Annotated in this window: 22 protein-coding genes; 17 read left to right on the plus strand and 5 right to left on the minus strand. The window is 69.8% G+C overall.

Features of this window, described 5'->3' with window-relative positions; genetic code table 11:
• Positions 1-3: 3 nt before the first annotated feature.
• The 3 genes from AC1DW0_RS22070 to rsmB are packed head-to-tail and all read right to left on the minus strand — an operon-like array spanning position 4 to position 4,188.
• On the minus strand, positions 4-2,289 hold the full coding sequence (locus AC1DW0_RS22070) for a sensor histidine kinase (protein ID WP_477948026.1): 2,286 nt from the start codon (positions 2,287-2,289) through the stop codon (positions 4-6).
• On the minus strand, positions 2,286-2,846 hold the full coding sequence (locus AC1DW0_RS22075) for a DUF4390 domain-containing protein (RefSeq protein ID WP_457389376.1): 561 nt from the start codon (positions 2,844-2,846) through the stop codon (positions 2,286-2,288). Before AC1DW0_RS22075 ends, AC1DW0_RS22070 begins: the two co-directional genes overlap by 4 nt.
• A gap of 1 nt (position 2,847) precedes the next feature.
• Positions 2,848-4,188, minus strand: coding sequence for a 16S rRNA (cytosine(967)-C(5))-methyltransferase RsmB (gene rsmB, locus AC1DW0_RS22080; protein WP_477948029.1), 1,341 nt, complete (start codon positions 4,186-4,188; stop codon positions 2,848-2,850).
• Positions 4,189-4,231: 43 nt separating this feature from the next.
• Here rsmB and folE point away from each other — a divergent pair, with 43 nt between their 5' ends.
• On the plus strand, positions 4,232-4,924 hold the full coding sequence (gene folE, locus AC1DW0_RS22085) for a GTP cyclohydrolase I (RefSeq protein ID WP_056205638.1): 693 nt from the start codon (positions 4,232-4,234) through the stop codon (positions 4,922-4,924).
• A gap of 28 nt (positions 4,925-4,952) precedes the next feature.
• Here the strand turns inward: folE and AC1DW0_RS22090 are convergent, their stop codons facing one another.
• Both AC1DW0_RS22090 and queC read right to left on the minus strand, forming a co-directional pair.
• Complete coding sequence (locus tag AC1DW0_RS22090) at positions 4,953-5,498, minus strand: LemA family protein (RefSeq protein ID WP_457442492.1); 546 nt, start codon at positions 5,496-5,498, stop codon at positions 4,953-4,955.
• The gene (gene queC, locus AC1DW0_RS22095) at positions 5,495-6,199 is read right to left on the minus strand and encodes a 7-cyano-7-deazaguanine synthase QueC (RefSeq protein ID WP_477948031.1); all 705 of its coding nucleotides are present in this window, start codon (positions 6,197-6,199) and stop codon (positions 5,495-5,497) included. Before queC ends, AC1DW0_RS22090 begins: the two co-directional genes overlap by 4 nt.
• 279 nt (positions 6,200-6,478) lie before the next feature.
• On the opposite strand from queC, the gene AC1DW0_RS22100 reads away from it, so the two are divergent.
• The 16 genes from AC1DW0_RS22100 to AC1DW0_RS22175 all read left to right on the plus strand — a co-directional run bounded on the left by AC1DW0_RS22100 (position 6,479) and on the right by AC1DW0_RS22175 (position 24,407).
• Positions 6,479-7,597 carry a BMP family ABC transporter substrate-binding protein gene (locus AC1DW0_RS22100; RefSeq protein ID WP_477948033.1) on the plus strand — a complete coding sequence of 373 codons (1,119 nt, stop codon included), beginning with the start codon at positions 6,479-6,481 and terminating at the stop codon, positions 7,595-7,597.
• A 22-nt stretch (positions 7,598-7,619) separates the two neighbouring features.
• On the plus strand, positions 7,620-8,744 hold the full coding sequence (locus tag AC1DW0_RS22105) for an ABC transporter permease (protein ID WP_477948035.1): 1,125 nt from the start codon (positions 7,620-7,622) through the stop codon (positions 8,742-8,744).
• A gap of 73 nt (positions 8,745-8,817) precedes the next feature.
• Positions 8,818-9,744, plus strand: a complete 927-nt coding sequence (locus tag AC1DW0_RS22110; RefSeq protein WP_457324918.1) for an ABC transporter permease — start codon at positions 8,818-8,820, stop codon at positions 9,742-9,744.
• Between the two features lie 17 nt (positions 9,745-9,761).
• Entirely contained in the window at positions 9,762-10,454 is a 693-nt protein-coding gene (gene biuH / locus AC1DW0_RS22115; RefSeq protein WP_477948038.1) for a biuret amidohydrolase, read from the plus strand.
• A 9-nt stretch (positions 10,455-10,463) separates the two neighbouring features.
• The gene (locus AC1DW0_RS22120) at positions 10,464-11,996 is read left to right on the plus strand and encodes an ABC transporter ATP-binding protein (RefSeq protein WP_056205654.1); all 1,533 of its coding nucleotides are present in this window, start codon (positions 10,464-10,466) and stop codon (positions 11,994-11,996) included.
• A complete protein-coding gene (locus AC1DW0_RS22125; protein ID WP_056205655.1) occupies positions 11,993-12,667 on the plus strand; it encodes a cysteine hydrolase family protein in 675 nt (224 codons plus the stop codon). Before AC1DW0_RS22120 ends, AC1DW0_RS22125 begins: the two co-directional genes overlap by 4 nt.
• Complete coding sequence (atzF, locus tag AC1DW0_RS22130; RefSeq protein WP_477948040.1) at positions 12,664-14,466, plus strand: allophanate hydrolase; 1,803 nt, start codon at positions 12,664-12,666, stop codon at positions 14,464-14,466. Before AC1DW0_RS22125 ends, atzF begins: the two co-directional genes overlap by 4 nt.
• Entirely contained in the window at positions 14,463-14,903 is a 441-nt protein-coding gene (hpxZ, locus tag AC1DW0_RS22135; protein ID WP_477948042.1) for an oxalurate catabolism protein HpxZ, read from the plus strand. Before atzF ends, hpxZ begins: the two co-directional genes overlap by 4 nt.
• On the plus strand, positions 14,900-15,592 hold the full coding sequence (locus AC1DW0_RS22140; RefSeq protein WP_056205664.1) for a GntR family transcriptional regulator: 693 nt from the start codon (positions 14,900-14,902) through the stop codon (positions 15,590-15,592). Before hpxZ ends, AC1DW0_RS22140 begins: the two co-directional genes overlap by 4 nt.
• A gap of 138 nt (positions 15,593-15,730) precedes the next feature.
• A complete protein-coding gene (locus AC1DW0_RS22145; RefSeq protein WP_457350665.1) occupies positions 15,731-16,585 on the plus strand; it encodes an outer envelope protein in 855 nt (284 codons plus the stop codon).
• Positions 16,586-16,767: 182 nt separating this feature from the next.
• A complete protein-coding gene (locus AC1DW0_RS22150; RefSeq protein WP_477948044.1) occupies positions 16,768-18,291 on the plus strand; it encodes an ABC transporter ATP-binding protein in 1,524 nt (507 codons plus the stop codon).
• Entirely contained in the window at positions 18,278-19,357 is a 1,080-nt protein-coding gene (locus AC1DW0_RS22155; protein WP_477948046.1) for an ABC transporter permease, read from the plus strand. The genes AC1DW0_RS22150 and AC1DW0_RS22155 overlap by 14 nt, the downstream gene beginning before the upstream one ends.
• Positions 19,358-19,430: 73 nt before the next feature.
• The gene (locus tag AC1DW0_RS22160; protein ID WP_477948048.1) at positions 19,431-20,351 is read left to right on the plus strand and encodes an ABC transporter permease; all 921 of its coding nucleotides are present in this window, start codon (positions 19,431-19,433) and stop codon (positions 20,349-20,351) included.
• Between the two features lie 35 nt (positions 20,352-20,386).
• On the plus strand, positions 20,387-21,520 hold the full coding sequence (locus tag AC1DW0_RS22165; protein WP_477948050.1) for a BMP family ABC transporter substrate-binding protein: 1,134 nt from the start codon (positions 20,387-20,389) through the stop codon (positions 21,518-21,520).
• Positions 21,521-21,668: 148 nt separating this feature from the next.
• Positions 21,669-22,733 carry an adenosine deaminase gene (locus tag AC1DW0_RS22170; RefSeq protein WP_477948052.1) on the plus strand — a complete coding sequence of 355 codons (1,065 nt, stop codon included), beginning with the start codon at positions 21,669-21,671 and terminating at the stop codon, positions 22,731-22,733.
• A gap of 87 nt (positions 22,734-22,820) precedes the next feature.
• Positions 22,821-24,407 (plus strand): DUF4139 domain-containing protein, encoded by a 1,587-nt coding sequence (locus tag AC1DW0_RS22175; protein WP_477948054.1) that lies wholly within the window; start codon positions 22,821-22,823, stop codon positions 24,405-24,407.
• Positions 24,408-24,546: the final 139 nt, after the last annotated feature.

Genomic DNA, 24,546 nt, shown 5'->3' on the forward strand with positions numbered 1-24,546 from the left:
TCCTTAGGTCTTGGCAGCCTGTGCACCGGGCTCGGTGGCAGGTGCCAGATTCGAAAATGATAGCGAAACTTGCGCGCCGGTCACGACAGCCTCCTGACTGCCGTCCGGGGGAGAACCCGCATCGGAAGCCGGATGCAGGTTGCGCAAGGAGATGCGGGCGCCGTGTTCGTCGGCAATTTTCTTCACGACGGCCAGGCCCAGGCCGGTGCCCTTGGCCTTGGTTGTCACATAAGGTTCGAAGGCGCGCTTGAGCACTTTCTCGGCAAAACCGGGGCCGTTGTCGACGATGTGCAGGCGCACCGAACGCGGCGTGCCGCCCTCGGTCACGGACAACGAGGAGCGCACGGCCACATGGCCATCGGGGCGCTCGTGCACGGCGTCCAGGGCGTTCTGCACGAGGTTGTGGATGACCTGGCGCAGCTGGCTGGCATCGCCCTTGATGTGGGGCAGGTTGGCGGCCAGCTCGGCCGTCAAGCGTCCCCGCTCCTGCGGCTCGGCGTAGAGGCTGAGCACCTCGTGGATCAGCTCGTTCAGATCCAGGGGCTTGAGCTGGGCCGACGGCAGACGGGCGTAGTCGCGGAACTCGTTGACGAGCTGCTTCATGGCCTGCACCTGGTTGACGATGGTGGCCACCGAACGCACGAGCATGGCCTGGTCGGTACCTTCGAGCTTGGCTTCGAGCTTGTGCTGCATGCGCTCGGCCGAGAGCTGGATGGGCGTCAGCGGGTTCTTGATTTCGTGGGCGAGGCGGCGCGCCACCTCACTCCAGGCGGCCGAGCGCTGCGCCGAGACAACTTCGGAGATGTCGTCGAACACGACAAGGCGGGCGGCCTGCGGCAGCGGCGCGCCGCGCACCAGCAGGGTCAGCGGGTCCTGCTTGGGGTCGAGCTTGAGCTCGAAGGAGTCCTGCCAAAGCTCGCGGTCCATGTCGCGCTCGCCGCTGTCGCGGCCGAGGTGCTGCTCGAAGCGCTGGTCCAGCGACGCGGAGAACTCGGCCAGCGGGGCAAGGTCGGCCAAGGGGCGGCCGATGTAGGCCGACAGCGGCAGGCGCAGGATGCGCGTCGCGCCGGGGTTGACGGTCTCGAGGAAGCCGTCGGCGTCGATGACGAGGACGCCGGCGGTCAGGTTGTCGAGGATGGTCTGCAGGTGGGTGCGGGCGGCGTCCAGCTCGGCCACGGTGCGCGACACCTGCGCGCGCGCGTCGGCCAGTTGGCCGGTCATGTCGGCGAAGGAGCGTGTCAGGCCGCCGAGTTCATCGCGCGAGGCGAGCACGGGGCGCGCGGAGAGGTCGCCCTGAGCCACGAGGCGCATGCCGTCGGCCAGCATCAGCAGCGGCCGCGCGAGCTGGTTGCCGAGCGTCACGGCCAGCAGCAGGGCCGCGAAGGTGGCCAGGATGAGCACCAATGTCAGCGTGCCCAGGTACATGCGGCGCAGGCCGACGCGCTCCAGCGAGCGCTGCTGGTATTCGGCGTTGGCGGTCTGCACCGCCAGGGCATTGGTCAGCATGCTGGCCGGAATGCGCTGGATGACCATCAGGTAGCGCTCGTCCAGCCCCAGGCGCAGCTCGGTATTGCGCATCCGCGCCAGCGTGCGGATCTGGGCGCCGCCTTCCAGGGCAGCGGCCTCGTCCTCCAGGCCTTCGAGCTGGCTGGCCACGCTGCCACGGGCCTTGTCCAGCATGGCTCTGCTGGGGCGGTCGGGCGTGAGCTGGCGGGTATCGCCGCCGCCCTCCAGCAGGATCTGGCCGTTGGCGCCGACGACGGCGACCGTGCGGGCGCCAAGCTTGTCGCGCAGCCGCTCCAGCGCCAGCAACTGCGGCGTGCTGCTTTCGGCGAGCTGGTCGGCGGCGTCACGCGTCTTGGTGCCGAGGTCGCTCACCATGGCGTCCAGCGTGCCGCGGCCGAGGTTCAGGCCAGCCTCCAGCGCGCTAGCCAGGCGCACGTCGAACCAGGTCTCGATGCTGCGGTTCACGAACTGGTAGGAGACGGCGTAGATCATCACGCCGGGCACGATGCCCACCAGCGCGAAGATGCTCGCCAGCTTGAGCAGCAGTCGGCTGCCGAAGCGGCCACTGCGCACACGCAGGACGAGACGCACGGCGGCCGTCAGGATGACCAGGGTCAGCACCGCGGCGACCCCCACATTGACCCAGTAGAGCCAGTTGTAGTGGCGCTCGAAGAAGGCGCGCTCGGACGTGGTGCCGACGATGAGTACGAAGGCCAGCACACCGGCCACGCCCGTCAGGGTCACCAGGGTGATGACCCAGCCCCAACGCGAAACCTTGGTCATTTCAGAGTGAAGTCGGGCGCGAAGTAGCGCTTCTGCTCGATGCTGAGCGCAAAGCCCGATTGCAGGCCGATCTGCATGGGGCGCGGCAGCTGGGTGACGTCGAGCTTGTAGCTGAACTCGAGGTAGTAGCTGCCGCCGTCCTCGATGTCCTTGGACTCGGCAATATGCCAGGCGCTCTGGCCGCGCATCGCGGTCAGCGCTTCGTCCAGCGTCGCGAAGCTTTGGTGAAGGCCGCCGTTGGAGACGCGGTACTGCCGGGTCAGGGACTGCCAGGCCAGGCGCCAGGTGCGCTCCGCACGGGCGACGCGGGCGTCGCGCCAGTACCAGCGGTTGCGCAGCACGGTGGCCTCAACGACGAAATACAGCGGCACCCCCTTGTGCAGTGCGTCTTCGGCGGGGTGGCTGAGTTCGAAATGAGTCGTGAAGCTCAGGTCCAGGCCGTCGTCGGCGCGGCGCGCGGACAGCTGGGACAGCTCGATGCCGTCTGCCCGCGCCGGCCCGGGGGTCAGGGCGAGTAGCACGGCAAAGAAGGCGGCGATGGCGATCCGGGCGAACAAATCAGGGTTTCGTGATCAGTGCGTAGAAAAAGCCGTCCAGAGGCGACTGCTGTTGCGAACCATTGTCAGCCAGGGGCAGCAGGTGACCTGTGAACCCGGGCACGGCATGGGACTTGGCGTCAGTTTGGCGTTGCAAAAACGCGTCGAGCTGGGCCTGGCCTTCGGCACGGAAGACGGAGCAGGTGGCGTAGACGAGGCGGCCGCCCGGCGCGAGCAGCGGCCACAGCGCGTCCAGCAGCTCGGCCTGGATGCGGGCCAGGGCGGTGATGTCATCGGGGCGGCGCAGCCAGCGCACGTCGGGGTGGCGGCGCACGATGCCGGAGGCGCTGCAGGGGGCGTCAAGGAGGATGGCGTCGAAAGGCTGGCCATCCCACCAGGTGCCGGTCTGGCGGGCATCGGCGGCCTTCAGCGTCGCCTGTTGCTGCAGGCGGTTGAGGTTGTCCTGCACGCGGATCAGGCGAATCGCGTCGGCGTCCAGCGCGGTCAGCTGCAGGTCGGGCTGCAGTTCCAGCAGATGGGCCGTCTTGCCGCCCGGTGCGGCGCAGGCATCCAGCACGCGGGCACCCGGCTTGAGGCCTGCGCCGACGACGAGAGGCGCGGCGAGCTGGGCGGCCGCGTCCTGCACGGACACCAGACCCTCGGCAAAACCGGGCAGGGCCGACACGGGCACGGGCTTGTCCAGCACAACGACCTGGGGCGTGGGAGCGCCCAGGGTGCGTGCCGCGATGCCGGCGGCCGCCAGGCGCTTCACGTAGTCATCCGCCGTGGCGCGCTGGGCGTGCACCCGCAGCGTCATCGGCGGTGGGCGGTTGTTGGCGGCCAGGAGGGCCTGCCACTGCGCCGGCCAGTCCAGCCGCAGCTTCTCGACCCACCAGGCCGGGTGGTTGAAGGCGCCCAGCGGGCTGCGCTCGGCGGCGGCGACGATGGCGCCGCGTTCGCGCAGAAAGCGACGCAGTACGGCGTTGATGAAGGCAGCGCTGGCCGGCGCGCGCTGCTTGGCGGCGTGGACGGCCTGGTCGACCAGGGTGTGGTCGGCGTACATGGGCGACGAATCGGGCTCGGGGTCGGGCCAGAGCAGGGCCAGCGAAGTCAGCAGCAACGCGTCGACGCGCGCCGGCGGCGCCTTGGGCGCGAGCTGCTGGCGGGCCGCTTCGGCGCCGCCCAGGCGGCGCAGCGCCGTGAAGGCCAGGGCCTGGGTGCCGGGGCGCAGGTCGGCGGGCACGCGGCCCAGCAGCTCGGTCAGGGATTTGCCCTCGCGCACGCCCTGGACGGCATCGGCGGCCTGGGACAGCAGCCGGTGCAGGGGAGCCGACATCGAGCCGGCTTGGGGGCTTTGGGACATCGCGCCAGTGTAGGAGCGGGCTTTGGCCGGAGAATTCGCGCCCATGAATGCACCCGCCCCCGACGCGCCCGTTTCCGAACGCATCCGCTACCGCCTCGTGTCGGCCGGCTGCCGCCACCACGCCAACGACAACATCGCCGCCTACATCGAGCCCGGTGAACTCGACGCGCTGCAGGCCGAGGTGCAGACCCGCATGCAGGAAGTGCTGAAGAGCCTGGTCATCGACACCGACAGCGACCACAACACCCAGGAAACCGCCAAGCGCGTCGCCAAGATGTTCGTCCGCGAGGTCTTTGCCGGCCGCTACGCCGAGGCGCCGACGGTGACCGAATTCCCCAACATCAGCCGCCTCAATGAGCTGATGATCGTCGGCCCCATCACGGTGCGCAGCGCCTGCTCCCACCACCTCTGCCCCATCATCGGCAAGGTGTGGATCGGCATCATGCCCAACGAGCATTCCAACCTGATCGGCCTGTCGAAGTACGTGCGCCTGACCGACTGGATCATGAGCCGCCCACAGATCCAGGAAGAGGCCGTGATCATGCTGGCCAACGAGCTGGAGACCCGCGTGCGGCCCGACGGCCTGGCCGTCGTCATGGAGGCCGACCACTTCTGCATGCACTGGCGCGGCGTCAAGGACATCGAGGCCGCGATGACCAACAGCGTCATGCGCGGGGCTTTCCTGACCGATCCCAATCTGCGGCGGGAGTTCCTGTCGCTGATGAAGAAGTCGTGAGCCCCTCGTCCAGTCTCGGCCCGACCGCCTACAGCGAGCGCGCTTCGCTGAAGCCGTAGAGATTCGCCAGCACCCGCGTCGGGAACTGGTGCAAGGCCTCGTTGTACTGGCTTACCGCCTGGTTGAACACCTGCCGCGCAAATGCGCGCTGGCGCTCGATCAGTTTCAGCTCGCTGACCAGGCCGTCGATCTCGGTTTCGCTGCGCAGCTCGGGCTGGTGGTCCAGCAGGGACAGCAAGCGGGTCAGCGCCGCGGCGTGCAGTGCACTGGCCACGGCCAGGCTGCCGACCGGGTCGGGCGCCCAGGGTTTGCTGCGTGAGGCCTGGGCCGCGGCCTGTGATTCCGCCTGGGCGCTTGCCAGTGCATCGAACGTCGCCTGCTCGCTGGACAGCCGCGGCGCCACGGCCGCGAGCAGCTTGTCGCAGACCTCGCCGCGATCCTTCAGGTGGGCATCGAGCTGCACAAAGGCCTCGCCGATGACATTGCGCAGCGACATCAGCCGGTTGTAGGCACCAATGCCCCAGAAGAACAGCAGCGCCGCCCCGGCGACGCCAGCCCAGCTCCAGATCGTCATGCCGCCGCCCGGTAAGCAGCAAACCCATTGGCTCGCAGCGCGCAGGCCGGGCAGTGGCCGCAGCCATGGCCCCACTCGTGCAGCTCGCCGCGCTCGCCGAGGTAGCAGGTGTGGGTGTCCTCGACGATGAGCTTGACCAGCGCCTCGCCGCCGAGTGATTCGGCCAGGCGCCAGGTGGCCGCCTTGTCGATGAACATCAGCGGCGTGTCCAGCGTCATCGGCGTGTCCAGGCCCAGGCTGAGCGCGATCTGCATGGCCTTCATCGTGTTGTCGCGGCAGTCCGGGTAGCCGGAGAAGTCGGTCTCGCACATGCCGCCGACCAGCACCGACGCGCCGCGGCGGTAGGCCAGCGTCGCGGCAAAGGTCAGGAAGAGCAGGTTGCGGCCGGGGACAAAGGTGTTGGGCAGGCCGTTGGCCTGCAGCTCGATGGCACGTTCGCTCGTCAGCGCCGTGTCGCTGATCTGGCCGAGCAGGGACAGGTCCAGCAGATGGTCGGCGCCCAGCTTGCCGGCCCAGCGCGGGAACTGGCGCGCGATCTCGGCGCGCACGGTGTTGCGGCAGTCCAGCTCGATGCGGTGGCGCTGGCCGTAGTCGAAGGCCAGCGTCTCGACTTCGGCGAAGCGGTCCAGGGCCCAGGCCAGGCAGGTGGTGGAGTCCTGGCCGCCGGAAAACAGCACCAGGGCTTTGCGGTTGTCGGTCATGGCCGGGATGCTACCCGGCCACCCGCCCATGCTCGGCGCCAGGCCGGGTGCCGGCGCGCCGGTTCGGCACCTTCAAGAGCCGGCCGACAGGCACCTCGGCCGTGCTTGCGCGCCCCCGAATCGCCCTGCGCGGCGCGCCTTTGCACCGCCCGCGTGCGCGTCCAACCCGCCTCGCCCAGGCGGGCGAACTGGCACGCCACATGCTTGTATACCGCATTGAACACAAGCCGGAACTCAACCGGCGCACTTCGTGGGTCAAGCAACTTGAGGAGAGCCAGGATGACGCGATCGCAATGGAACCGCCGGCACTTGTTGGGCAGCCTGGGCGCTGCGGGAGCCGGCGTGATGACCGCCGGCTGGAGCGGCCTGGCGCACGCCCAGAAGCCGCTGACCGTGGGCTTCATTTACGTCGGCCCGCGGGACGACTACGGCTACAACCAGGCGCATGCCGAGGCGGCGGCGCTGGTGAAGAAGATGCCGGGCATCAAGGTGGTGGAGGAGGAGAACGTCCCCGAGACCAACGCGGTGCAGAAAACCATGCAGGGCATGATCGCCCAGGACGGCGCGGGCCTGCTGTTCCCGACCTCGTTCGGCTACTTCGCCCCGCACATCCTGGCGCTGGCGCCCAAATACCCCAACGTGCGCTTCGCGCACTGCGGCGGGCTGTGGGACGCGGCCAAGCACCCCAAGAACGCCGGCAGCTTCTTCGGCTACATCGACGAGGCCCAGTACCTCAACGGCGTGGTCGCGGCGCACGTGACCAAGAGCAAGAAGCTCGGCTTCATCGCGGCCAAGCCCATCCCGCAGGTGCTGCGCAACATCAATGCCTTCACGATGGGCGCGCGCAGCGTGCACCCGGACATCACGACGACGGTGATCTTCACCGGCGACTGGAGCATGCCGGTCAAGGAGGCCGAGGCCACCAACAGCCTGGCCGACCAGGGCGTGGACGTGTTCACCATGCACGTGGACGGCCCGAAGGTCATCGTCGAGACGGCGGCCAAGCGCGGCAAGTTCGTCTGCGGCTACCACGCCAGCCAGGCCAAGCTGGCACCGCAGGCCTACCTGACGGGCGCGGAGTGGAACTGGATCACCGCCTACAAGCAGATCATCGACGCCGCGCAGACCGGCAAGCCGCATCCGAACTTCGTGCGCGGCGGCTTGAAGGACGGCTTCGTCAAGAGCAGCCCCTACGGCAGCTCGGTGCCCGAAGGCGGGCGCAAGCAGGCTGAAGGCGTGCGCGCCGAGATGCTCAAGGGCAGCTTCGACATCTTCAAGGGCGAGTTGAAGGACAACGCCGGCAAGGTGGTCATTCCCAAGGGCAAGGTGTTCAAGCAGACCGACATGGAGCTTGAAGGCATGAATTACCTGGTCGAAGGCGTCATCGGCAAGGTGTGACCCCGCTCCAGGAGCCGCCACCATGGTCGCCAACTCAAGAGCGCAGGGTTTCGCCGAAGCCCTGCTGCTGCCCGTCTTCGCATTGACGGCTGCGCTGCTGCTGTTTGGCGTCTTCGTGTGGCTGGGCGGCACGTCGCCGGTGGAGGCCTGGAAGCTGCTCTTCCTCGGCGCCTTCGGCGACGCCTTCTCCTGGCAGAACACGCTGCTGCGCGCCGCGCCGCTGATGCTCACCGCGCTGGCCGTGGCGCTGCCCGCGCAGGCCGGCTTGACGATGATCGGCGGCGAGGGCGCGCTGGTGCTTGGTGCGCTGGGCTGTGCCGGTCTGCCCTATCTCTTCGGCCCACCCGGCAACGTGATCGGCAGCACCATGGTGCTGGCGGCCGGTGCGCTGCTGGGCGGCGGCTGGGTGATGCTCTCCGGCTGGCTGCGCCAGTGGCGCGGCGTCAACGAGACCATCTCCAGCCTGCTGCTGAGCTACATCGCCATCGCGCTGTTCAAGCACTTCGTCGAAGGGCCGATGCGCGACCCGGCGAGCCTGAACAAGCCGTCCACCCATCCGCTGGCTGAAGGCCTGCGCATCGGCCCCATCATGGGCGACGCGACCATGGAGTCCTGGCTGGGCGACGTGCACTGGGGCCTGGTCATCGGCGTCGTGCTGTGCCTGGCCTGCGGCGCCTGGCTGAGCTTCAGCGCCTCGGGCTTCGCGATGCGCGTGGTGGGCGGCAACGCCCGGGCCGCCCGTCTTGTCGGCCTGCCCACCGACCGCCTCATCCTGCTGGCCTGCGCCCTCGGCGGCGCGGCGGCGGGCCTGGCCGGCGCCATCGAGGTGGCGGCCGTGCACACGGCGGCCAATGCCTCGGTGATCGCGGGCCTGGGCTACACGGGCATCCTGGTCAGCTTCGTGGCGCGCCACAACCCCTGGGCCATCCCGCCGGTGGCGGTGCTGTTCGGCGGCTTCGCGGCGGCCGGCAGCCTGCTGCAGCGCCGGCTCGATTTGCCCGACGCCTCGGTGCTGGTGCTGCAGGGCTTCGCCTTCGTCTTCATCCTCGCGGCCGAGGCGCTGCGCGGGCGGCTGTTCGCGCCGCGCGCAGTGGCTAGGCGGCCAGCGCCCGTCACTGCGGCGGCTGAACCTCAGGGGGTTGCATGAGCGCCGCGCAGGGCCGCCCCAAGCAAGCTCGCTCCCGCTTGGCGGGACAGGCCGCAGGCCGAAGGGTGCCCCAATGAGCCTCACGCTGAACGTCATCCCCGACCTGCTGCTCGCCGTCATCGGCGGCGCGCTACGGGTGGGCACGCCCTTCCTCTTCGTCAGCCTCGGCGAGTGCCTGACCGAGAAGAGCGGCCGCATCAACCTCGGCCTCGAAGGCGTGCTCGTCTTCAGCGCCATGGCCGGCTTCGGCGGCGCCTACCTCAGCGGCTCGCCGTGGCTGGGCGTGTTGGCTGCCAGCGGCTGCGGCGCGCTGCTGGCCCTGCTGCACGGGCTGCTGTGCTCGCTGCCGCGCGTGTCAGACATCGCCACCGGCATTGCGCTGATGCTGCTGGGCGCGGGCCTGGCCTTCTACCTGGGCAAGCCGCTGATCCAGCCGCAGGCGCCGCAGATCCCGTCGCTGCCGCTGGGCGCCTGGAGCGACTCGTCCGCCGTGCAGACGGCGTTGTCGGTCAACGCCCTCTTCCCCATCGGCGTGGCGCTGGCCACGCTGCTGGCCTGGGGCTTCAAGAACACGCGCTGGGGGCTGGTGGTGCGCATGGCCGGCGACAGCAGCGATGCCGCGCGGGCACTGGGCTACTCGGTCAACGGCGTACGCATCGCCGCCACCACGGTGGGCGGCGCCATTGCCGGCCTCGGCGGGGCGTCGCTGTCGCTGTACTACCCCGGCAGCTGGAACGAAGGCCTGTCCAGCGGCCAGGGCCTGATCGCCGTGGCCCTGGTCATCTTTGCGCGCTGGCGCCCCTGGCGCTGCCTGGGCGCGGCGCTGCTGTTCGGCGGCGCGGGCGCCATCGGCCCGGCGCTGCAGAGCGTGGGCGTGAGCGGCGGCTACTACCTGTTCAACGCCATGCCCTACGCGCTGACCCTGCTCATCCTCGTGGCCACCTGCACGCCGAGCCAGTCTCTCAAAGGTGCGCCCGCCGAACTCGGTGTGTCCCGTTGAACCGAAGGAACCCGAACATGCCGACCCTGCGTTCAAAACCCTATGCCTGGCCCTTCGACGGCAACATCAGCCCGAACAACACGGCGCTGGTCATCATCGACATGCAGACCGACTTCTGCGGCATCGGTGGCTACGTCGACAAGATGGGCTACGACCTGTCGCTGACGCGCGCGCCCATCGCCCCGCTGAAGGTGCTGCTGGCCGCCGCGCGCCGCAAAGGCATGCACGTCATCCACACCCGCGAGGGCCACCGCCCCGACCTGGCCGACCTGCCGGCCAACAAGCTGTGGCGCTCGCGGCAGATTGGCACCGCGGGCCGCGGCATCGGCGACGCCGGCCCCTGCGGCCGCATCCTCGTGCGCGGCGAACCGGGCTGGGACATCATTCCCGAGCTCTACCCCGCCGCGGGCGAGCCCGTCATCGACAAGCCCGGCAAGGGCAGCTTCTGCGCGACCGACCTGGAGCTGATCCTGCACACGCGCGGCATCCGCAACCTCATCCTCACCGGCATCACCACCGACGTGTGCGTGCACACGACCATGCGCGAGGCCAACGACCGCGGCTTCGAGTGCCTGATGCTGTCGGACTGCACCGGCGCCACCGACCCTGGCAACCACGCCGCCGCGCTCAACATGATCCAGATGCAGGGCGGCGTGTTCGGCGCCGTTGCCGAGTCGGCCGCCGTGCTCGACCTGCTGGCGCAACTCTGAGCCGCGGCCATGTCCCACCCGCACGCCCTGCAGCTCGATACCTACCGCCTCACCAAGCGCTTCGGCAGCTTCACGGCGCTGGATGACGTCTCCCTCACCGTGCGGCCCGGCACCGTGCATGCGCTGTTGGGTGAGAACGGCGCGGGCAAAAGCACGCTGGTGAAGGCCATCGTCGGCTACCACCGCCCCGACGACGGCGCCGTGCTGGTGGACGGCCGCGAGCGCGAGATCGCCTCGCCGGTCGTGGCCCGCGACCTCGGCCTGGGCATGGTCTACCAGCACTTCACCGTCGTGCCCGGCATGAGCGTCGCCGAGAACCTGCTGCTGGCGCGCGGCCACCTGCCCATGGTCGTGGACTGGAAGGCTGCCCGCGCCGAGCTGCAGGCCTTCATGGACACGGCACCTTTTCGCCTGCCGCTGGACGCCTGGCCCGGCGAGCTGTCGGCCGGCGAGAGGCAGAAGCTCGAAATCCTCAAGCAGCTCTTCCTCAAGCCGCGCCTGCTCATCCTCGACGAGCCCACCTCGGTGCTGACGCCGCAGGAGGCCGACGAGGTGCTGGGCGCGCTGCGCGAGCAGGCGCATGCGATGGCCTGCTCGGTGCTGATGATCACGCACAAGTTCCGCGAGGTGATGGCCTATGCCGACGACGTGAGCGTGCTGCGCAAGGGGGCGCTGGCGGCCACCGGCGCGGTGGCCGACTGCACGCCCGACAGCCTGGCCACTGCGATGGTGGGCGAGGGCCGCAGCGCGGTCATGAGCCCGACGTGGGTGCGCGAAACGCGCCCGCCCGGTGAGGTCAAGCTCGCCATCGAGGCTTTGGACGTGATGGGCGACCGCGGCGAGCCCGCCGTGCGTGCCCTGAGCCTGGACGTGCGGCGCGGCGAGATCGTCGGCATCGCCGGCGTCAGCGGCAACGGCCAGCGCGAGCTGATGCAGGCCCTGGTGGGCCAGCGCGCCCGCCTCGCCGGCCGGGTGATGGTGGACGACCAGCCCTTCCTGGCCCGCCGCGCCGAGAACCGCGCCCGAAAAGTGCGCAGCCTGCCCGAGGAGCCGCTGGCCAATGCCTGCGTCGGCCCCTTGAGCGTGGCGCAGAACATGGCGCTGCGCAGCTTCGACGAGGCACCCTGGGCGCGCGGCGGCCTGGTGCGCTGGGGCGCGCTGCGCCAGCGTGCGCGCGAATGGATCGCCGAGTACGGCGTCAAGACCCAGGGCGAGCGCGCCGCCATCCGCACGCTGTCGGGCGGCAACGTGCAGCGCGCCGTGCTGGCCCGCGAGCTGGCCGGCGAGTCCGAGCTGCTGCTGGTCAGCAACCCCGTCTTCGGGCTGGACTTCGCCGCCGTCGCCGAGATCCACGGCCGCCTGACGGCCGCACGCAACCGGGGTGCGGCCGTGCTGCTCGTCAGCGAGGACCTGGACGAGCTGCTGGCGCTGGCCGACCGCATCGTCGTCATGAGCGAAGGCCGCATCGTGCATGACGTGCCCGCTGCGGAAGCCACGCGCCAGTCGCTCGGCGAATTCATGGGTGGAAAGGGGCACGCATGAACACGCTGCTCACGCTGGCAACCGCGCAACCCTTTCCCTACACCTTCAACCCGGCGCACACGGCGCTGGTCGTCATCGACATGCAGCGCGACTTCATCGAGCCCGGCGGCTTCGGCGCCAGCCTGGGCAACGACGTGACGCGGCTGCAGGCCATCGTGCCGGCCGTGCGCCGCATGCTCGACGCCTGGCGTGCCATCGAAGCTGTGGTGCTGCACACCCGCGAGGCCCACCGCCCCGACCTCAGCGACTGCCCGCCGGCCAAGCGGCTGCGCGGCCAGCCGTCGCTGCGCATCGGCGACGTCGGGCCCATGGGCCGCGTCCTGATTGCCGGCGAGCCCGGCGCCGAGATCATTCCCGAGCTGGCGCCGCTGCCGGGCGAACTGGTGGTGGACAAGCCCGGCAAGGGCATGTTCTACGCCACGCCGGTGGACGCGCTGCTGAAGGAGCGCGGCATCACCCACCTGCTGTTCATGGGCGTGACCACCGAGGTCTGCGTGCAGACGTCGATGCGCGAAGCCAACGATCGCGGCTACGAGTGCCTGCTGATCGAAGACGGCTCCGCCAGCTACTTCCCCGAATTCAAGGCCGCCGCGCTGGCCATGCTGACGGCCCAGGGCGCCATCGTCGGCTGGGCAGCGCCGTCGAGCGCAGTCATCGAAGCGATCACATGACCGAAACCCTGCACACCGTCGCCGACTGGCAGGCCGCCTACGCCGCTGGCGCAGGCCCCTACATCCTGCTGACCGACCTGCTGGCCCGGCTGCAACCCACCGACCCTGCGTGGATCCACGTCTGCACGCCCGAGCAGCTCGTCGCCCAGCTCGCCGCGCTGCCACCGCGCGGCCCCGCCACGCCGCTGTGGGGCGTGCCGCTGGCCGTGAAGGACAACATCGACGTCGCCGGCATGCCCACCACGGCCGCCTGCCCGGCCTTCGCCCACCAGCCCGAGCACTCGGCCACCTGCGTGCAGCGCCTGCAAGCGGCCGGCGCCATCGTCGTCGGCAAGACCAACCTCGACCAGTTCGCCACCGGCCTGGTCGGTACCCGTTCGCCCTACGGCGAAGTGCCCAACAGCTTCGCGCCGGAATACGTGAGCGGTGGCTCCAGCTCGGGTTCGGCCTCGGTGGTGGCGCGGGGCCTGGTACCACTTGCCCTGGGCACCGACACCGCCGGCTCGGGCCGCGTGCCGGCCGGCTTCAACCACCTCGTGGGCCTCAAGCCCACGCCGGGCAGCGTGCCCATGCGCGGCGTGCTGCCGGCCTGCCGCACACTGGACGTGGTGAGCGTGTTCGCGCTGACCGTGGCCGACGCGGCACTGGCGTTCTCGCTGTTCGAGGGCGCCGAAGGCGACGAGGCGCGCTTCCACGTCGCCGCGCCGCGCCTGCCCTGGCTGGGTGGCGCCCGCGCGGTGCTGCGCCTGGGTGTGCCGCTGGAGCCTGGCTGCGACGCCGCCCTGGGCTGGCCGGCCGCCTTCGAGGCTGCGCAGGCCCGCGCCCGCGCACTGGATGCCGAGCTGGTGGTGCTGGACTTCGAGCCGCTTTTCGAAGTCGCCAAGCTGCTGTACGAAGGCCCCTGGGTGGCCGAGCGGCTGAGCGTGGTCGACAACCTGCTCGCCGCCGAACCCGAGGCGTTCGACCCCACCGTGGCCCGCGTCATCACGCAGGGGGGCAACCACGACGCGGTGGCGGCCTTCCGTGGCCGCTACAAGCTGGAAAGCCTGCGCGCCGAGTTGCAAAGCCTGTGGCAACAGGTCGATGCGCTGCTCGTGCCCACCGCACCCACCTGCCCCACGCGCGCCGCCGTGGCCGCCGAGCCGGTGCTGCGCAACAGCGAGCTGGGCCGCTACACCAACTTCGTCAACCTGCTGGGCTGGTCGGCGCTGGCCCTGCCTTGCCAACTGCCCGATGACAAATCCCCGCTGCCCTTCGGCATCACGCTGATCGCCCCCGGCGGGGCCGACGCGGCGCTGGTCGACTTCGGGCTGCGCTGGGAGGCAGCCGGCCCCGCGTCGCTGGGCGCGCGCCTGCGCGAGGCCCGCCCGGCCGACCGCCACGTGCAAGCCCTGCCCCGGGCCGAGCCGACGCTGCTGCTGGCTGTCGTCGGCGCCCATCTGCAGGGCCTGCCGCTGCATGGCCAGCTGCAGGAGCGCGGCGCGCGGCTGCAGGCCCGCACGCAAACGGCGCCGCGCTACCGCCTGCACGCACCGCCAGGCACCGTACCGCCCAAGCCCGGCCTGGCCCGTGTGCCTGAAGGCGAGGCCGGCCACGCCATCGAGGTCGAGGTCTACGAACTGCCGGTGGCCAGCGTCGGCTCGCTGCTCGCGCTGATCCCGCCGCCGCTGGGTCTCGGCAATCTGGAGCTGGCCGACGGCCGCTGGGTCAAGGGCTTCATCTGCGAAGGCTCCGCGCTGCTGGGTGCACCCGACATCAGCCATCACGGCGGCTGGCGCGCCTTCCTGGCTTCGTCATGATGGACGCCGCTCGCTTCGACGACCCCGCCGTGCTGGCCGAGCTCGGCGCCGTGTTCGACGCCTACGAGCAGGCGCTGATGGGCAATGACGTGGCCGCGCTCAACGCCTTCTTCTGGCGTGACGCGCGCGTCACGCGCTACGGCGTCGCCGACCGGCAATGGGGCATCGCCGAGCTGGAGGCCTACCGCGCCGCCACGCCCGCGCCGGCCTTCACGCGGCGGCTGGAGCACCTGCGCCTGCACGCCTTCGGGCCCGACATGGCGGTGGCGCAGGTCGAGTTCGTGCGCAGCGACACGCCGCTGCGCGGCTTCCAGACGCAGACCTGGGTGCGGCTGCCCGAGGGCTGGCGCATCGTGGCGGCCCACGTCAGCATGATTCCCTTCGCCTGCGGCACGCCAACCATCGTGGAGCCCGAGACTCTCGCGACCTTGCCGTGACCCAGCCCGCCCCCACCCCGCCCGCCGAAGCCCCGAGCCTGGCCGACCAGGCCTACGTGCGGCTCAAGCAGATGATCTTTGACTTTGCGCTGATGCCCGGCGACCGCGTCTCCGAGACCGAGTTGGCGCAGCGCGTCGTCGTCAGCCGCACGCCGCTGCGCGCCGCCCTGCAGCGGCTGGAGCGTGAGGGCTTCCTGCAACTGCTGCCGCGCCTGGGCTGGCAGGTGGCGCCGCTGGACTTCGACGTGATGGACGAGCTCTACGACCTGCGCACCCTCATCGAGTGCGAGGCCGCACGCCACCTCTGCGAGCACGAGCAACGGCCCGAGCTGCAGCAACTGGCCGACATCTGGATGGTGCCGCCTGCCGAGCGGCTGGCCGACGCGGCAGAGGTCGGCGCGCTGGACGAGCGCTTCCATGCGCTGCTGGTGCAGGGCAGCGGCAACCGCGAGATGGTCCGCGTGCACAGGGAAATCACCGAACGCATCCGCATCATCCGGCGGCTGGACTTCACCAAACCCGCGCGCGTGGATGCAACCTACGACGAGCATGCCCGCATCCTGCGCACCATCACGCGGCGGCGCACCGACGAAGCCCAGCGCCTGCTGCGCGCCCACATCCAGCAGAGCAAGCTCGAAGTGCGGCACATCACGCTCGACATGCTTTACCGCGCCAGGCGGAGCAGCTGATGCCACGCGGCTCCCGGGCATGCGGATGGCACATGAATTGCATGAGCCCGCCATGCCGGTTCGTGCGAGCGGCCATGGCGATGCCGGCCGCCAAGAGTCAATTCACGCGTTCTTCATCCACCCCCTAGGAGCTTTGCCTTGAAACCCACCGCACGCCTGCTTTGCACCGCCCTCGCCGCCTTCGCCGCCGGCGCCACCCAGGCCGCTGACTGGGCCGACACCTCCATCGGCTACCGCTACGGCACCAAGTTCGCCGAGCCCTTCGGCACGAACGACATCCACAAGAACATCCTCGACCTCAACCATGCCAGCGGCTACGCCTACGGCACCAACTTCTTCAACGTCGACCTGCTGCTGTCCGACAAGAAGGACCCGTCCAGCCCCAACTCCGGCAGCGGCGCCAGCGAGGTCTACATCGTCTATCGCCACACGCTGGACTTCGGCAAGATCACCGGCAGCCCCATCGCCTTCGGCCCCGTCCGTGGCGTGGGTCTCACCGCCGGTTTCGATGCCAACGTGAAGGTGGATGCCGGCTACAACTCGCGCAAGCAGATGCTCGTGCTCGGCCCCACGTTGATGATGGACGTGCCTGGCTTCCTCAACGTCAGCCTGCTGCTGCTGAAGGAAAGCAACGCGCCGTACAACAAGTTCAGCAGCACGGCGACGCCGCGCTACGACTACAAGAGCCATGTGATGCTGACGGCGGCCTGGAGCATCCCGCTGGGCAAGCTGCCCCTGGCCTTCGAAGGCTTTGCCAACTACATCGCCAGCAAGGGCACGGACGAGTTCGGCGGCGCAACAGGCCCCGAGACCAACTTCGACGGCCAGATCATGTACGACGTGGGCGCCGCCACCGGCGCGACGCCGAACAAGTTCAAGGTGGGGCTGGAGTACCAGTACTGGCGCAACAAGTTCGGCAACCCGTACAAGGGTCCGGCCGGCAGCGGCGCATTCGCCAAGACGCCGATGATCAGGGCCGAATATCACTTCTAAAAGCAGGGCCTCGTGACAGCTGGTGATGAGGATTACGGTTTTCGGGCCGAGCGCCGGGCCGCTCCCAAGCCGGCCCGTCTGGCGATGTGCTTGCGGCTCAACGCCGCAAGCATCGCCGTCCCCTCGGGGGACCGGTTGGGCTCGCCCGCGTACAGCGCGGCGAGACCGGACGAGGGGCTCACATGAGCAGGCTTGAATTGATCGGCATCACCAAGCAATACCCCGGCGTTCGGGCCAACGACGACATCCATCTCAAGGTGGCGCCGGGGCAGATCCACGCCGTTCTCGGCGAGAACGGCGCGGGCAAGTCGACGCTGATGAAGATCATCTACGGCGCCACCAAGCCGGACGCCGGGCAGATCGCCTGGAACGGCCGCGAGGTCGAGGTGGCCAGCCCGGCGCAGGCCCGTGCGCTGGGCATCAGCATGGTCTACCAGCACTTCTCGCTGTTCGACACGCTGACCGCCGCCGAGAACATCTGGCTGGGGCTGGACAAGTCGGGCTCGCTGGCCGAGGTGGCCGAGCAGACGCGGGTGGTGTCGGCGCAGTACGGCCTGTACGTGGACCCGGCCCGCCCGGTGCATACGCTGAGTGTCGGCGAGCGCCAGCGCGTCGAGATCGTGCGTGCGCTGCTGACGCGGCCGCAGCTGCTGATCCTGGACGAGCCCACCTCGGTGCTGACGCCGCAGGCCGTCGAAAGCCTGTTCGTGACGCTGCGCAAGCTGAGCGGCGAGGGCTGCTCCATCCTCTACATCAGCCACAAGCTGCACGAGATCCGCTCGCTGTGCGACCACTGCACGGTGCTGCGCGGCGGCCGCGTGGTGGGCGAGGTCGACCCGCGCAAGGAAACCAACGCCAGCCTGTCGCGGCTGATGATCGGTGCCGACGCGCCGGTGCTCACAGCCCGCGAAGGCCAGCGCGGCGCACACGTGCTGCGCGTGGCTGAACTTGGCCTTGAGCAGCTCGACCCTTTCGGCGTCACGCTCAAGGACATCGCCTTCGACGTCTGCGCCGGCGAAATCGTCGGCGTGGCGGGCGTGTCGGGCAACGGCCAGCAGGAGCTGCTCGCGGCGCTGTCGGGCGAGGACCCGCGCGCGGCGGCAGGGACCATCCAGCTCTTCGACCAGGACATCGCCCGCGCCACGCCGGGCCGGCGCCGCGCCGCCGGGCTGCACTTCGTGCCCGAGGAGCGCTTGGGCCGCGGCGCGGTACCGACGCTGTCGCTGGCCATGAACACGCTGCTGACGCGCACCGAGGCGGTGGGCCGGGGTGGCTGGATACGCATCGCCCAGGCGCGCAGGCTGGCGGCCAAATTGATCGAGGGCTTCCGCGTCAAGGCCGCGGGGCCGGACGCGATGGCCCGCACGCTGTCGGGCGGCAACCTGCAGAAGTTCATCGTCGGCCGCGAGATCGATGCGAGCCCGAAGCTGCTGATCATTGCCCAGCCCACCTGGGGCGTGGACGTGGGCGCCGCCGCGCAGATACGCGGCGAGCTGCTGCGGCTGCGCAACCAGGGCTGCGCGCTGCTGGTGTTCAGCGAGGAGCTGGACGAGTTGTTCGAGATCTGCGACCGGCTGCACGTCATCGCCGACGGCCGGCTGTCGCCGTCGGTGCCCATCGCGGCAGCCACGCGCGAGCAGGTCGGCGAATGGATGTCGGGGCTGTGGCCCGCGACTGCAGAGGAGCTCGTCCATGCTCAGGCTTGAGCCGCGCACGCAAACCTCCATGCTGCTGGCCGTGGCCGCGCCGCTGCTGGCGCTGGCGCTCACCGTGGTCATCGGCGTGCTGCTGTTCACGGCCCTGGGCAAGGACCCGCTGCAGGCGTTGCGGCTGTTCTTCGTCGAGCCGCTGAAGAATGGCCGGGCACTGTCGGAACTCAGCGTCAAGGCCGTGCCGCTGGCACTGATCGCGCTGGGTCTGGCGGTGTGCTTTCGCGCCAACATCTGGAACATCGGCGCCGAGGGCCAGTTCGTGCTTGGCGCTCTGGGCGCCGGCTGGGTGGCCATGCAGGCCGGGCCGGACACCTCCGCCTGGTTCGTCGTGCCGGTGCTGCTGGGCGGTGTCGTCGGCGGCATGTTGTGGGCCGGGGTCGTGGCGCTGCTGCGCGACCGCTTCAACACCAACGAGATCCTGGTCAGCCTGATGCTGGTCTATGTGGCCACGCTGCTGCTGAACTACCTCGTCTACGGGCCCTGGAAGGACCCCGACGGCTACAACTTCCCGCAGACCGTGCTGTTCGCGGCCTCGACGCGGCTGCCGCGCCTGGTGAACGGATTGCGCATGAACGCGGGCGTGGTCATCGCGCTGCTGGCCGTGGCGGCCTTCGCGGTGTTCCAGTTCCGCACCTACCGCGGCTATGCATTGACGGTCGGCGGCATCGCGCCGGCCGCCGCGCGCTATGCCGGCTTCTCGTCGCGCAGCGCGCTGTGGACGGCGCTGCTGCTCTCCGGCGGCATGGCGGGGCTGGCAGGCGCCTTCGAGGTGGCCGGGCCGCTGGGGCAGCTGACGCCTTACGTGCCGGTGGGCTACGGCTTCGCGGCCATCATCGTGGCCTTCGTCGGCCGGCTGCATCCGGTGGGCATCGTCTTCTCGTCGGTGCTGATGAGCATGTTCTACATCGGCGGCGAGCTGGCCCAGAGCCGCATGGGCCTGCCCAAGGCGCTGACCAGTGTCTTCCAGGGCGTATTGCTATTCACGCTGCTGGCCTGCGACCACGGCTTGCAGTACCGCATGCGCTGGGTGGCGGCGGTCAAGGCGAGGGCGGCGGCATGAGCGCCGCGCCGGGCCGCCCCAAGCAAGCTCGCTCCCGCTTGGCGGGACAGGCCGAAGGCCGAAGGGTGCATCAATGAACGAGATTGCCTTGCTCATTGCCGCCACGCTGAGCGCCGGCACCGTGCTGGCCATCGCCGGCCTGGGCCTGCTGATCAATGAGCGGGCCGGCATCGTCAACCTGGGCACCGAGGGGCTGATGCTGGTGGCGGCCATCGCCGGCTTTGCCACCGCGGTACACACCGGCTCGGACCTGCTCGGCTTCCTGGCCGGCATGGGCGCGGGCGCGGTGCTGTCGCTTTTTCTCGGGCTGCTGGCGATCTGGCTCAACACCAACCCATACGCCACCGGCCTGGCGCTGAGCCTGTTCGGCGCCGGCTTCTCAGCCTTCGTCGGCATCGAGTACACGCAGCAACGGCTGGCCGAGCGCACGCACTGGGCCCTGCCCGGCCTGGCCGATTTGCCGGTGCTGGGCAAGGCGCTGTTCGAGCACCACCCGGTCGTCTACCTGGCCATGGCGCTGGCGGTGGCGCTGCACTTCTTCCTGTACCGCACGCGGGCGGGGCTGGTGCTGCGCGCGGTGGGCGAGTCGCCTGAGTCGGCCCATGCGCTGGGCTACCCGGTGCGGCGCATCCGCCTCGCCGCCGTGGCTGCCGGCGGCGCGCTGTGCGGCCTGGCCGGCGCCTACCTGTCCCTCATCTACACGCCGCTGTGGGTGGAAGGCATGGTGGCCGGCAAGGGCTGGATCGCACTGGCGCTGACCACCTTCGCCACCTGGCGGCCGGCCCGCGTGCTGCTGGGCGCCTACCTGTTCGGCGGCGTGACGATGCTGCAGTTCCACCTGCAAAGCGAAGGCATCGCCATCTCCAGCCACTGGCTGAGCATGCTGCCCTACCTCGCCACCATCGCCGTGCTGGTGCTGATCTCGCGCAACCCGGCCTGGATCAAGGCCAACATGCCGGCGTCGCTTGGCAAGCCTTTCAAACCCGGCCATTGAATTCCTTGTCTCAACCGCTCACCCAGGAGAAACGCATGACATCCCTTGCCACCCGCCGGACCTTCGCGCTTGCCGCACTGGCCGCCGCCGCACTCGCGGGCTGCTCCAAGAAGGAAGAGCCCCCCGCCGCCGCGACGCCCGCGTCCGCCGCCGTCGCCAAACCCGAGCCGCTGAAGATCGCCTTCGCCTACGTCGGCCCGGTGGGTGACGGCGGCTGGACGTTTGCCCACGACAACGCCCGCAAGGCGCTGGAGAAGGAGTTCGGCGACAAAATCGCCACCAGCTTCGTCGAGAAAGTGCCCGAAGCGGCCGACGCCGAACGCGTCTTCAACGACCTGGTGGGCCAGGGCAACAAGCTGGTGTTCGGCACCACCTTCGGCTACATGGAGCCCATGCTCAAGGTCGCGGCCGAGCACAAGGACGTGAAGTTCGAGCATGCCACCGGCTACAAGACGGCCGAGAACCTGCGCACCTACGACAGCCGCACCTACGAGGGCGCCTACCTGGCCGGCGTCATCGCCGGGTCCATGACCAAGACCAACACCCTGGGCGTGGTCGGCTCCATCCCCATCCCCGAGGTCATCCGCAACATCAACAGCTTCACGCTGGGCGCGCAGAGCGTGAACCCCAAGATCAAGACCAAGGTGGTCTGGGTCAACGAGTGGTTCGACCCGCCGAAGGAAACCGAGGCCGCCACCGCGCTGATCAACGGCGGCGCCGACGTGCTGATGCAGAACACCGACTCCGCCGCGGTGCTCAAGACCGCCGAGGAAAAGGGCAAGCGCGCCTTCGGCTGGGACTCCGACATGAAGGCCTACGGCCCCAAGGCCCACCTGGCTTCGGCCGTCATCAACTGGGCGCCGTACTACATCAAGGCCACGCGCGACGCGCTGGACGGCAAGTGGGCCACCGGCAAGGCCTGGTGGGGCGTGAAGGAAGGCGCCATCGACATCGTCTCCCTCGCCGACGATGTGCCGGCCGAGGCCAAGGCCAAGGTCGAGCAGGTCAAGGCCGGCCTCAAGGACGGCAGCTTCTCGATCTGGAAGGGCCCGCTGGTCGACAACACCGGCAAGGAAGTGCTGGCCAAGGATGCTGTCGCTGATGATGCCTTCCTGGGCGGCATCAAGTTCTTCGTCAAAGGCGTCGAAGGCAAGGTGCCCGGAAAATGAGCCCCTCGCCCGGTCTTGCCACGCTGAACGCGGGCAAGCCCAGTCGGTCCCCCTAGGGGACGGCGATGCTTGCGGCATTGAGCCGCAAGCACATCGCCCGCAGGCCGGCTTGGGAGCGGCCCGGCGCTCGGCCCACGGCGAACACGCAATGCACGACATGCCTACCGACATCGACTTCGACCGAATCCCCCGCTCGGCCCTCCCCGGGCTGCTGGCTCGCGCCCCCAAGGCCGAGCTGCACATCCACATCGAGGGCTCGCTGGAGCCCGAGCTGATCTTCGCGTTGGCGGCGCGCAACGGGGTGGCCCTGCCCTATGCCAGCGTGGAGGCGCTGCGCGCGGCCTATGCCTTCACCGACCTGCAGAGCTTCCTGGACATCTACTACGCCGGAGCCAGCGTGCTGCTGCACGAGCAGGACTTCTACGACATGGCCTGGGCCTACTTCGAGAAGGCCGCACGCGACCACGTCGTCCATGCCGAGCTGTTCTTCGACCCGCAGACGCACACGGCGCGCGGTGTGCCCATGGGCACGATCATCCAGGGCCTGTCGCGCGCCTGCACCGATGCGCGCGAAAAGCTGGGGGTCAGCGCCGCGCTCATCCTGTGCTTCCTGCGCCACCTGAGCGAGGCCGACGCCTTCGCCACGCTGGAACAAGCCCTGCCCTACCGCGCGCATTTCATCGGCGTCGGGCTGGACAGCTCGGAGCGCGGCAACCCGCCCAGCAAGTTCACGCGCGTGTTCGTGCGCTGCGCCGAACTGGGCCTGCACCGCGTGGCCCATGCCGGCGAGGAAGGGCCACCGACCTACATCGAAGAGGCCCTGGACCTGCTGCGCGTGGAGCGCATCGACCACGGCGTGCGGGCCATAGAGAGCCCGGCGCTGATGCACCGCCTTGCGCTTGAGCGCATGCCGCTGACGGTCTGCCCGCTGTCCAACGTCAAGCTCTGCGTCGTGCCCGACCTGGCCATGCACCCGCTGCCACAGTTGCTGGCCGCCGGCCTGGCCGTGACCATCAACTCCGACGATCCGGCCTACTTCGGCGGCTACCTCAACGAGAACCTGTCGGCGCTGTTCGACGCCCTGCCGCAGTGGGGCGCGCGCGAGGCCTACCAGCTGCTGCGCAACAGCCTCGAAGCGAGCTTCCTGCCACCGCCGGCCCGCGCCCCCTGGGTGGCGGCGCTGAACGCCGAGTTCGCGCGGGCGGTGGTCTAGGAACCGGCCACTGCGGTTCGCCGCGGCCCGCCTCACCAGGTGGTAACTTCCGCGCCGCGTGGGCGCGTTCGCCTGGGGAGCAACAACATGAAATCGACCGTTTTTAGCCTGGCCACCGCCCTGGGGGCTGGCAGCGTACTGGCAGCCGCACCGGCATCACACATCGACGAAGTCCTCGTCTACCCGGGCGGCGCCCAGGTCACGCGGCTGGCCACCGTCGCGGCCGGCGCGCGCGAGCTGGTGCTGAGCTGCCTGTCGGCCCGCTTCGACCCTGACTCGCTGCAGATCGACGCGCCCGCCAGCGTCAACCTCGGGCCGGTGCAACTGGAGACGCTGCCGCGCGAGCGCGTGCCCGAGTGCGCGCAAAGCCCGCTGGATGAACAGGTTCGCAAGCTCGAAGCCCAGCGCGACGGGCTGACCGCCGAATCGAGCGCACTGGACACCGGCCTCGGCTACCTCAAGGCCCTGGGCGCTGGCGAAGCGCGGGCCACACCGGCCACAGGGATCGGCGCGACGGCAGACACGATCCGCAAGACCGCGTTGGAGGGCCTGCTGCGCCAGGCCGCCATCCGCCGCCAGTTGGAAGACCTGGACAAGCAGCTCGCCCCGCTCAAGTCCGAGCGAGACGGCGTGGCCGCCGCCAACCCGCAGTGGCGCAGCCTGCGCCTGCGGTTGTCGACCGCGCGCGAGGCCGAGCTGAAGCTGAACTACCGCGTGACGCAGGCCGGCTGGGCGCCGAGCTACCGCGCACTGCTCGACACGGCCACGGGCGCGCTGAACCTGGAGCGCCTGGCTCAGGTGTCGCAGCAAAGCGGCGAAGACTGGAAGAACGTGAAGCTGCGGCTGACAACGGCGCAGGTGGCTCAGAAGGTCGGGCCCGGCTCGCCCCGGCCCTGGCAGCTCGACCTGGCGACCGCCCGCGTGCCGGCACCCGCGATGTCAGTTGCCGATTCGGTGGTCGTGACCGGCCAACGGGCCACCCTCGTCAGCCGGGCCACCGCCGAAGAGGCGGCAGGCAAGCTGGAGCGCTTCGACCTCGGGGTGTTCGAGGGCAGCTACGCGACCGAGTTCGCGCTGCCGCTGCGCGTCACCGTCGACAGCGGCACGCAGCGCGCCAGCCTGACGCTCGGCAGCGAGAAGCTGCAGGCCAAGGTGCTGGCACGCGTGCAGCCGCAAAGCGAGGCTGCCGCCTATCTCGTCGCTGACGCCGCCAAACCCGCCGGCGCCTGGCCACGCGGCGCCGTGCAACTGGTGCGCGACGGCGCGCTGGTGGGCAGCAGCCTGCTCAATATCGCCAGCGGCGACGAGCGCCTGGAGCTGCCCTTCGGCCGCGACGACGCGCTGCGCGTGCTGGTTGAGCCCGAGCAGCGCAATGCCGGCAACACCGGCTTCATCAGCACACGCGCAGAGCACCGCTATGGCCGCGCCTATGTCGTCGAGAACCGCCACACGGCGGCGGTGACGCTGCAGCTCATCGAAGCCGCGCCGGTATCGCAACACGAGGACATCAAGGTGCAGTCTCAATTCAGCCCGGCGCCGACGACTCAGGCGTGGCGCAAGCAGGCAGGGCTGGTGATGTGGGAGCAGCCGCTGGCGGCGGGAGCCAGTCAGCGGTTCATGGCGGACTATGTGATCAGTGCGCCGAAGGAGGCGCAGGTGACGGGGTTGCGTTGAGCGGCTCGGGGTAGACAAAAAGCTCTCCCCTGCAGCCGCAACAGCCAAACCCGAAAGCAGGCCGCCACCGGGCTGTTCAATCACCCCCCTTTGAGCCCGCCGAGCAGCGCAGGGCCTTGAGGGCGTGCGCGCAGCGCAC

The sequence above is a fragment of the Roseateles sp. P4_D2 genome (assembly GCF_056401875.1).

Excerpts from the sequence above, each read along its gene's own strand:
- AC1DW0_RS22160 (WP_477948048.1), top strand. The coding sequence starts at position 19,431 with ATGAACGAGATTGCCTTGCTCATTGCCGCCACGCTGAGCGCCGGCACC.
- biuH (WP_477948038.1), top strand. The coding sequence starts at position 9,762 with ATGCCGACCCTGCGTTCAAAACCCTATGCCTGGCCCTTCGACGGCAAC.
- AC1DW0_RS22070 (WP_477948026.1), bottom strand. The coding sequence starts at position 2,289 with ATGACCAAGGTTTCGCGTTGGGGCTGGGTCATCACCCTGGTGACCCTG.
- AC1DW0_RS22105 (WP_477948035.1), top strand. The coding sequence starts at position 7,620 with ATGGTCGCCAACTCAAGAGCGCAGGGTTTCGCCGAAGCCCTGCTGCTG.
- AC1DW0_RS22120 (WP_056205654.1), top strand. The coding sequence starts at position 10,464 with ATGTCCCACCCGCACGCCCTGCAGCTCGATACCTACCGCCTCACCAAG.
- rsmB (WP_477948029.1), bottom strand. The coding sequence starts at position 4,188 with ATGTCCCAAAGCCCCCAAGCCGGCTCGATGTCGGCTCCCCTGCACCGG.
- folE (WP_056205638.1), top strand. The coding sequence starts at position 4,232 with ATGAATGCACCCGCCCCCGACGCGCCCGTTTCCGAACGCATCCGCTAC.
- AC1DW0_RS22090 (WP_457442492.1), bottom strand. The coding sequence starts at position 5,498 with ATGACGATCTGGAGCTGGGCTGGCGTCGCCGGGGCGGCGCTGCTGTTC.
- AC1DW0_RS22165 (WP_477948050.1), top strand. The coding sequence starts at position 20,387 with ATGACATCCCTTGCCACCCGCCGGACCTTCGCGCTTGCCGCACTGGCC.
- AC1DW0_RS22170 (WP_477948052.1), top strand. The coding sequence starts at position 21,669 with ATGCACGACATGCCTACCGACATCGACTTCGACCGAATCCCCCGCTCG.
- queC (WP_477948031.1), bottom strand. The coding sequence starts at position 6,199 with ATGACCGACAACCGCAAAGCCCTGGTGCTGTTTTCCGGCGGCCAGGAC.
- AC1DW0_RS22155 (WP_477948046.1), top strand. The coding sequence starts at position 18,278 with ATGCTCAGGCTTGAGCCGCGCACGCAAACCTCCATGCTGCTGGCCGTG.
- atzF (WP_477948040.1), top strand. The coding sequence starts at position 12,664 with ATGACCGAAACCCTGCACACCGTCGCCGACTGGCAGGCCGCCTACGCC.
- AC1DW0_RS22175 (WP_477948054.1), top strand. The coding sequence starts at position 22,821 with ATGAAATCGACCGTTTTTAGCCTGGCCACCGCCCTGGGGGCTGGCAGC.
- AC1DW0_RS22150 (WP_477948044.1), top strand. The coding sequence starts at position 16,768 with ATGAGCAGGCTTGAATTGATCGGCATCACCAAGCAATACCCCGGCGTT.
- hpxZ (WP_477948042.1), top strand. The coding sequence starts at position 14,463 with ATGATGGACGCCGCTCGCTTCGACGACCCCGCCGTGCTGGCCGAGCTC.
- AC1DW0_RS22110 (WP_457324918.1), top strand. The coding sequence starts at position 8,818 with ATGAGCCTCACGCTGAACGTCATCCCCGACCTGCTGCTCGCCGTCATC.
- AC1DW0_RS22125 (WP_056205655.1), top strand. The coding sequence starts at position 11,993 with ATGAACACGCTGCTCACGCTGGCAACCGCGCAACCCTTTCCCTACACC.
- AC1DW0_RS22100 (WP_477948033.1), top strand. The coding sequence starts at position 6,479 with ATGACGCGATCGCAATGGAACCGCCGGCACTTGTTGGGCAGCCTGGGC.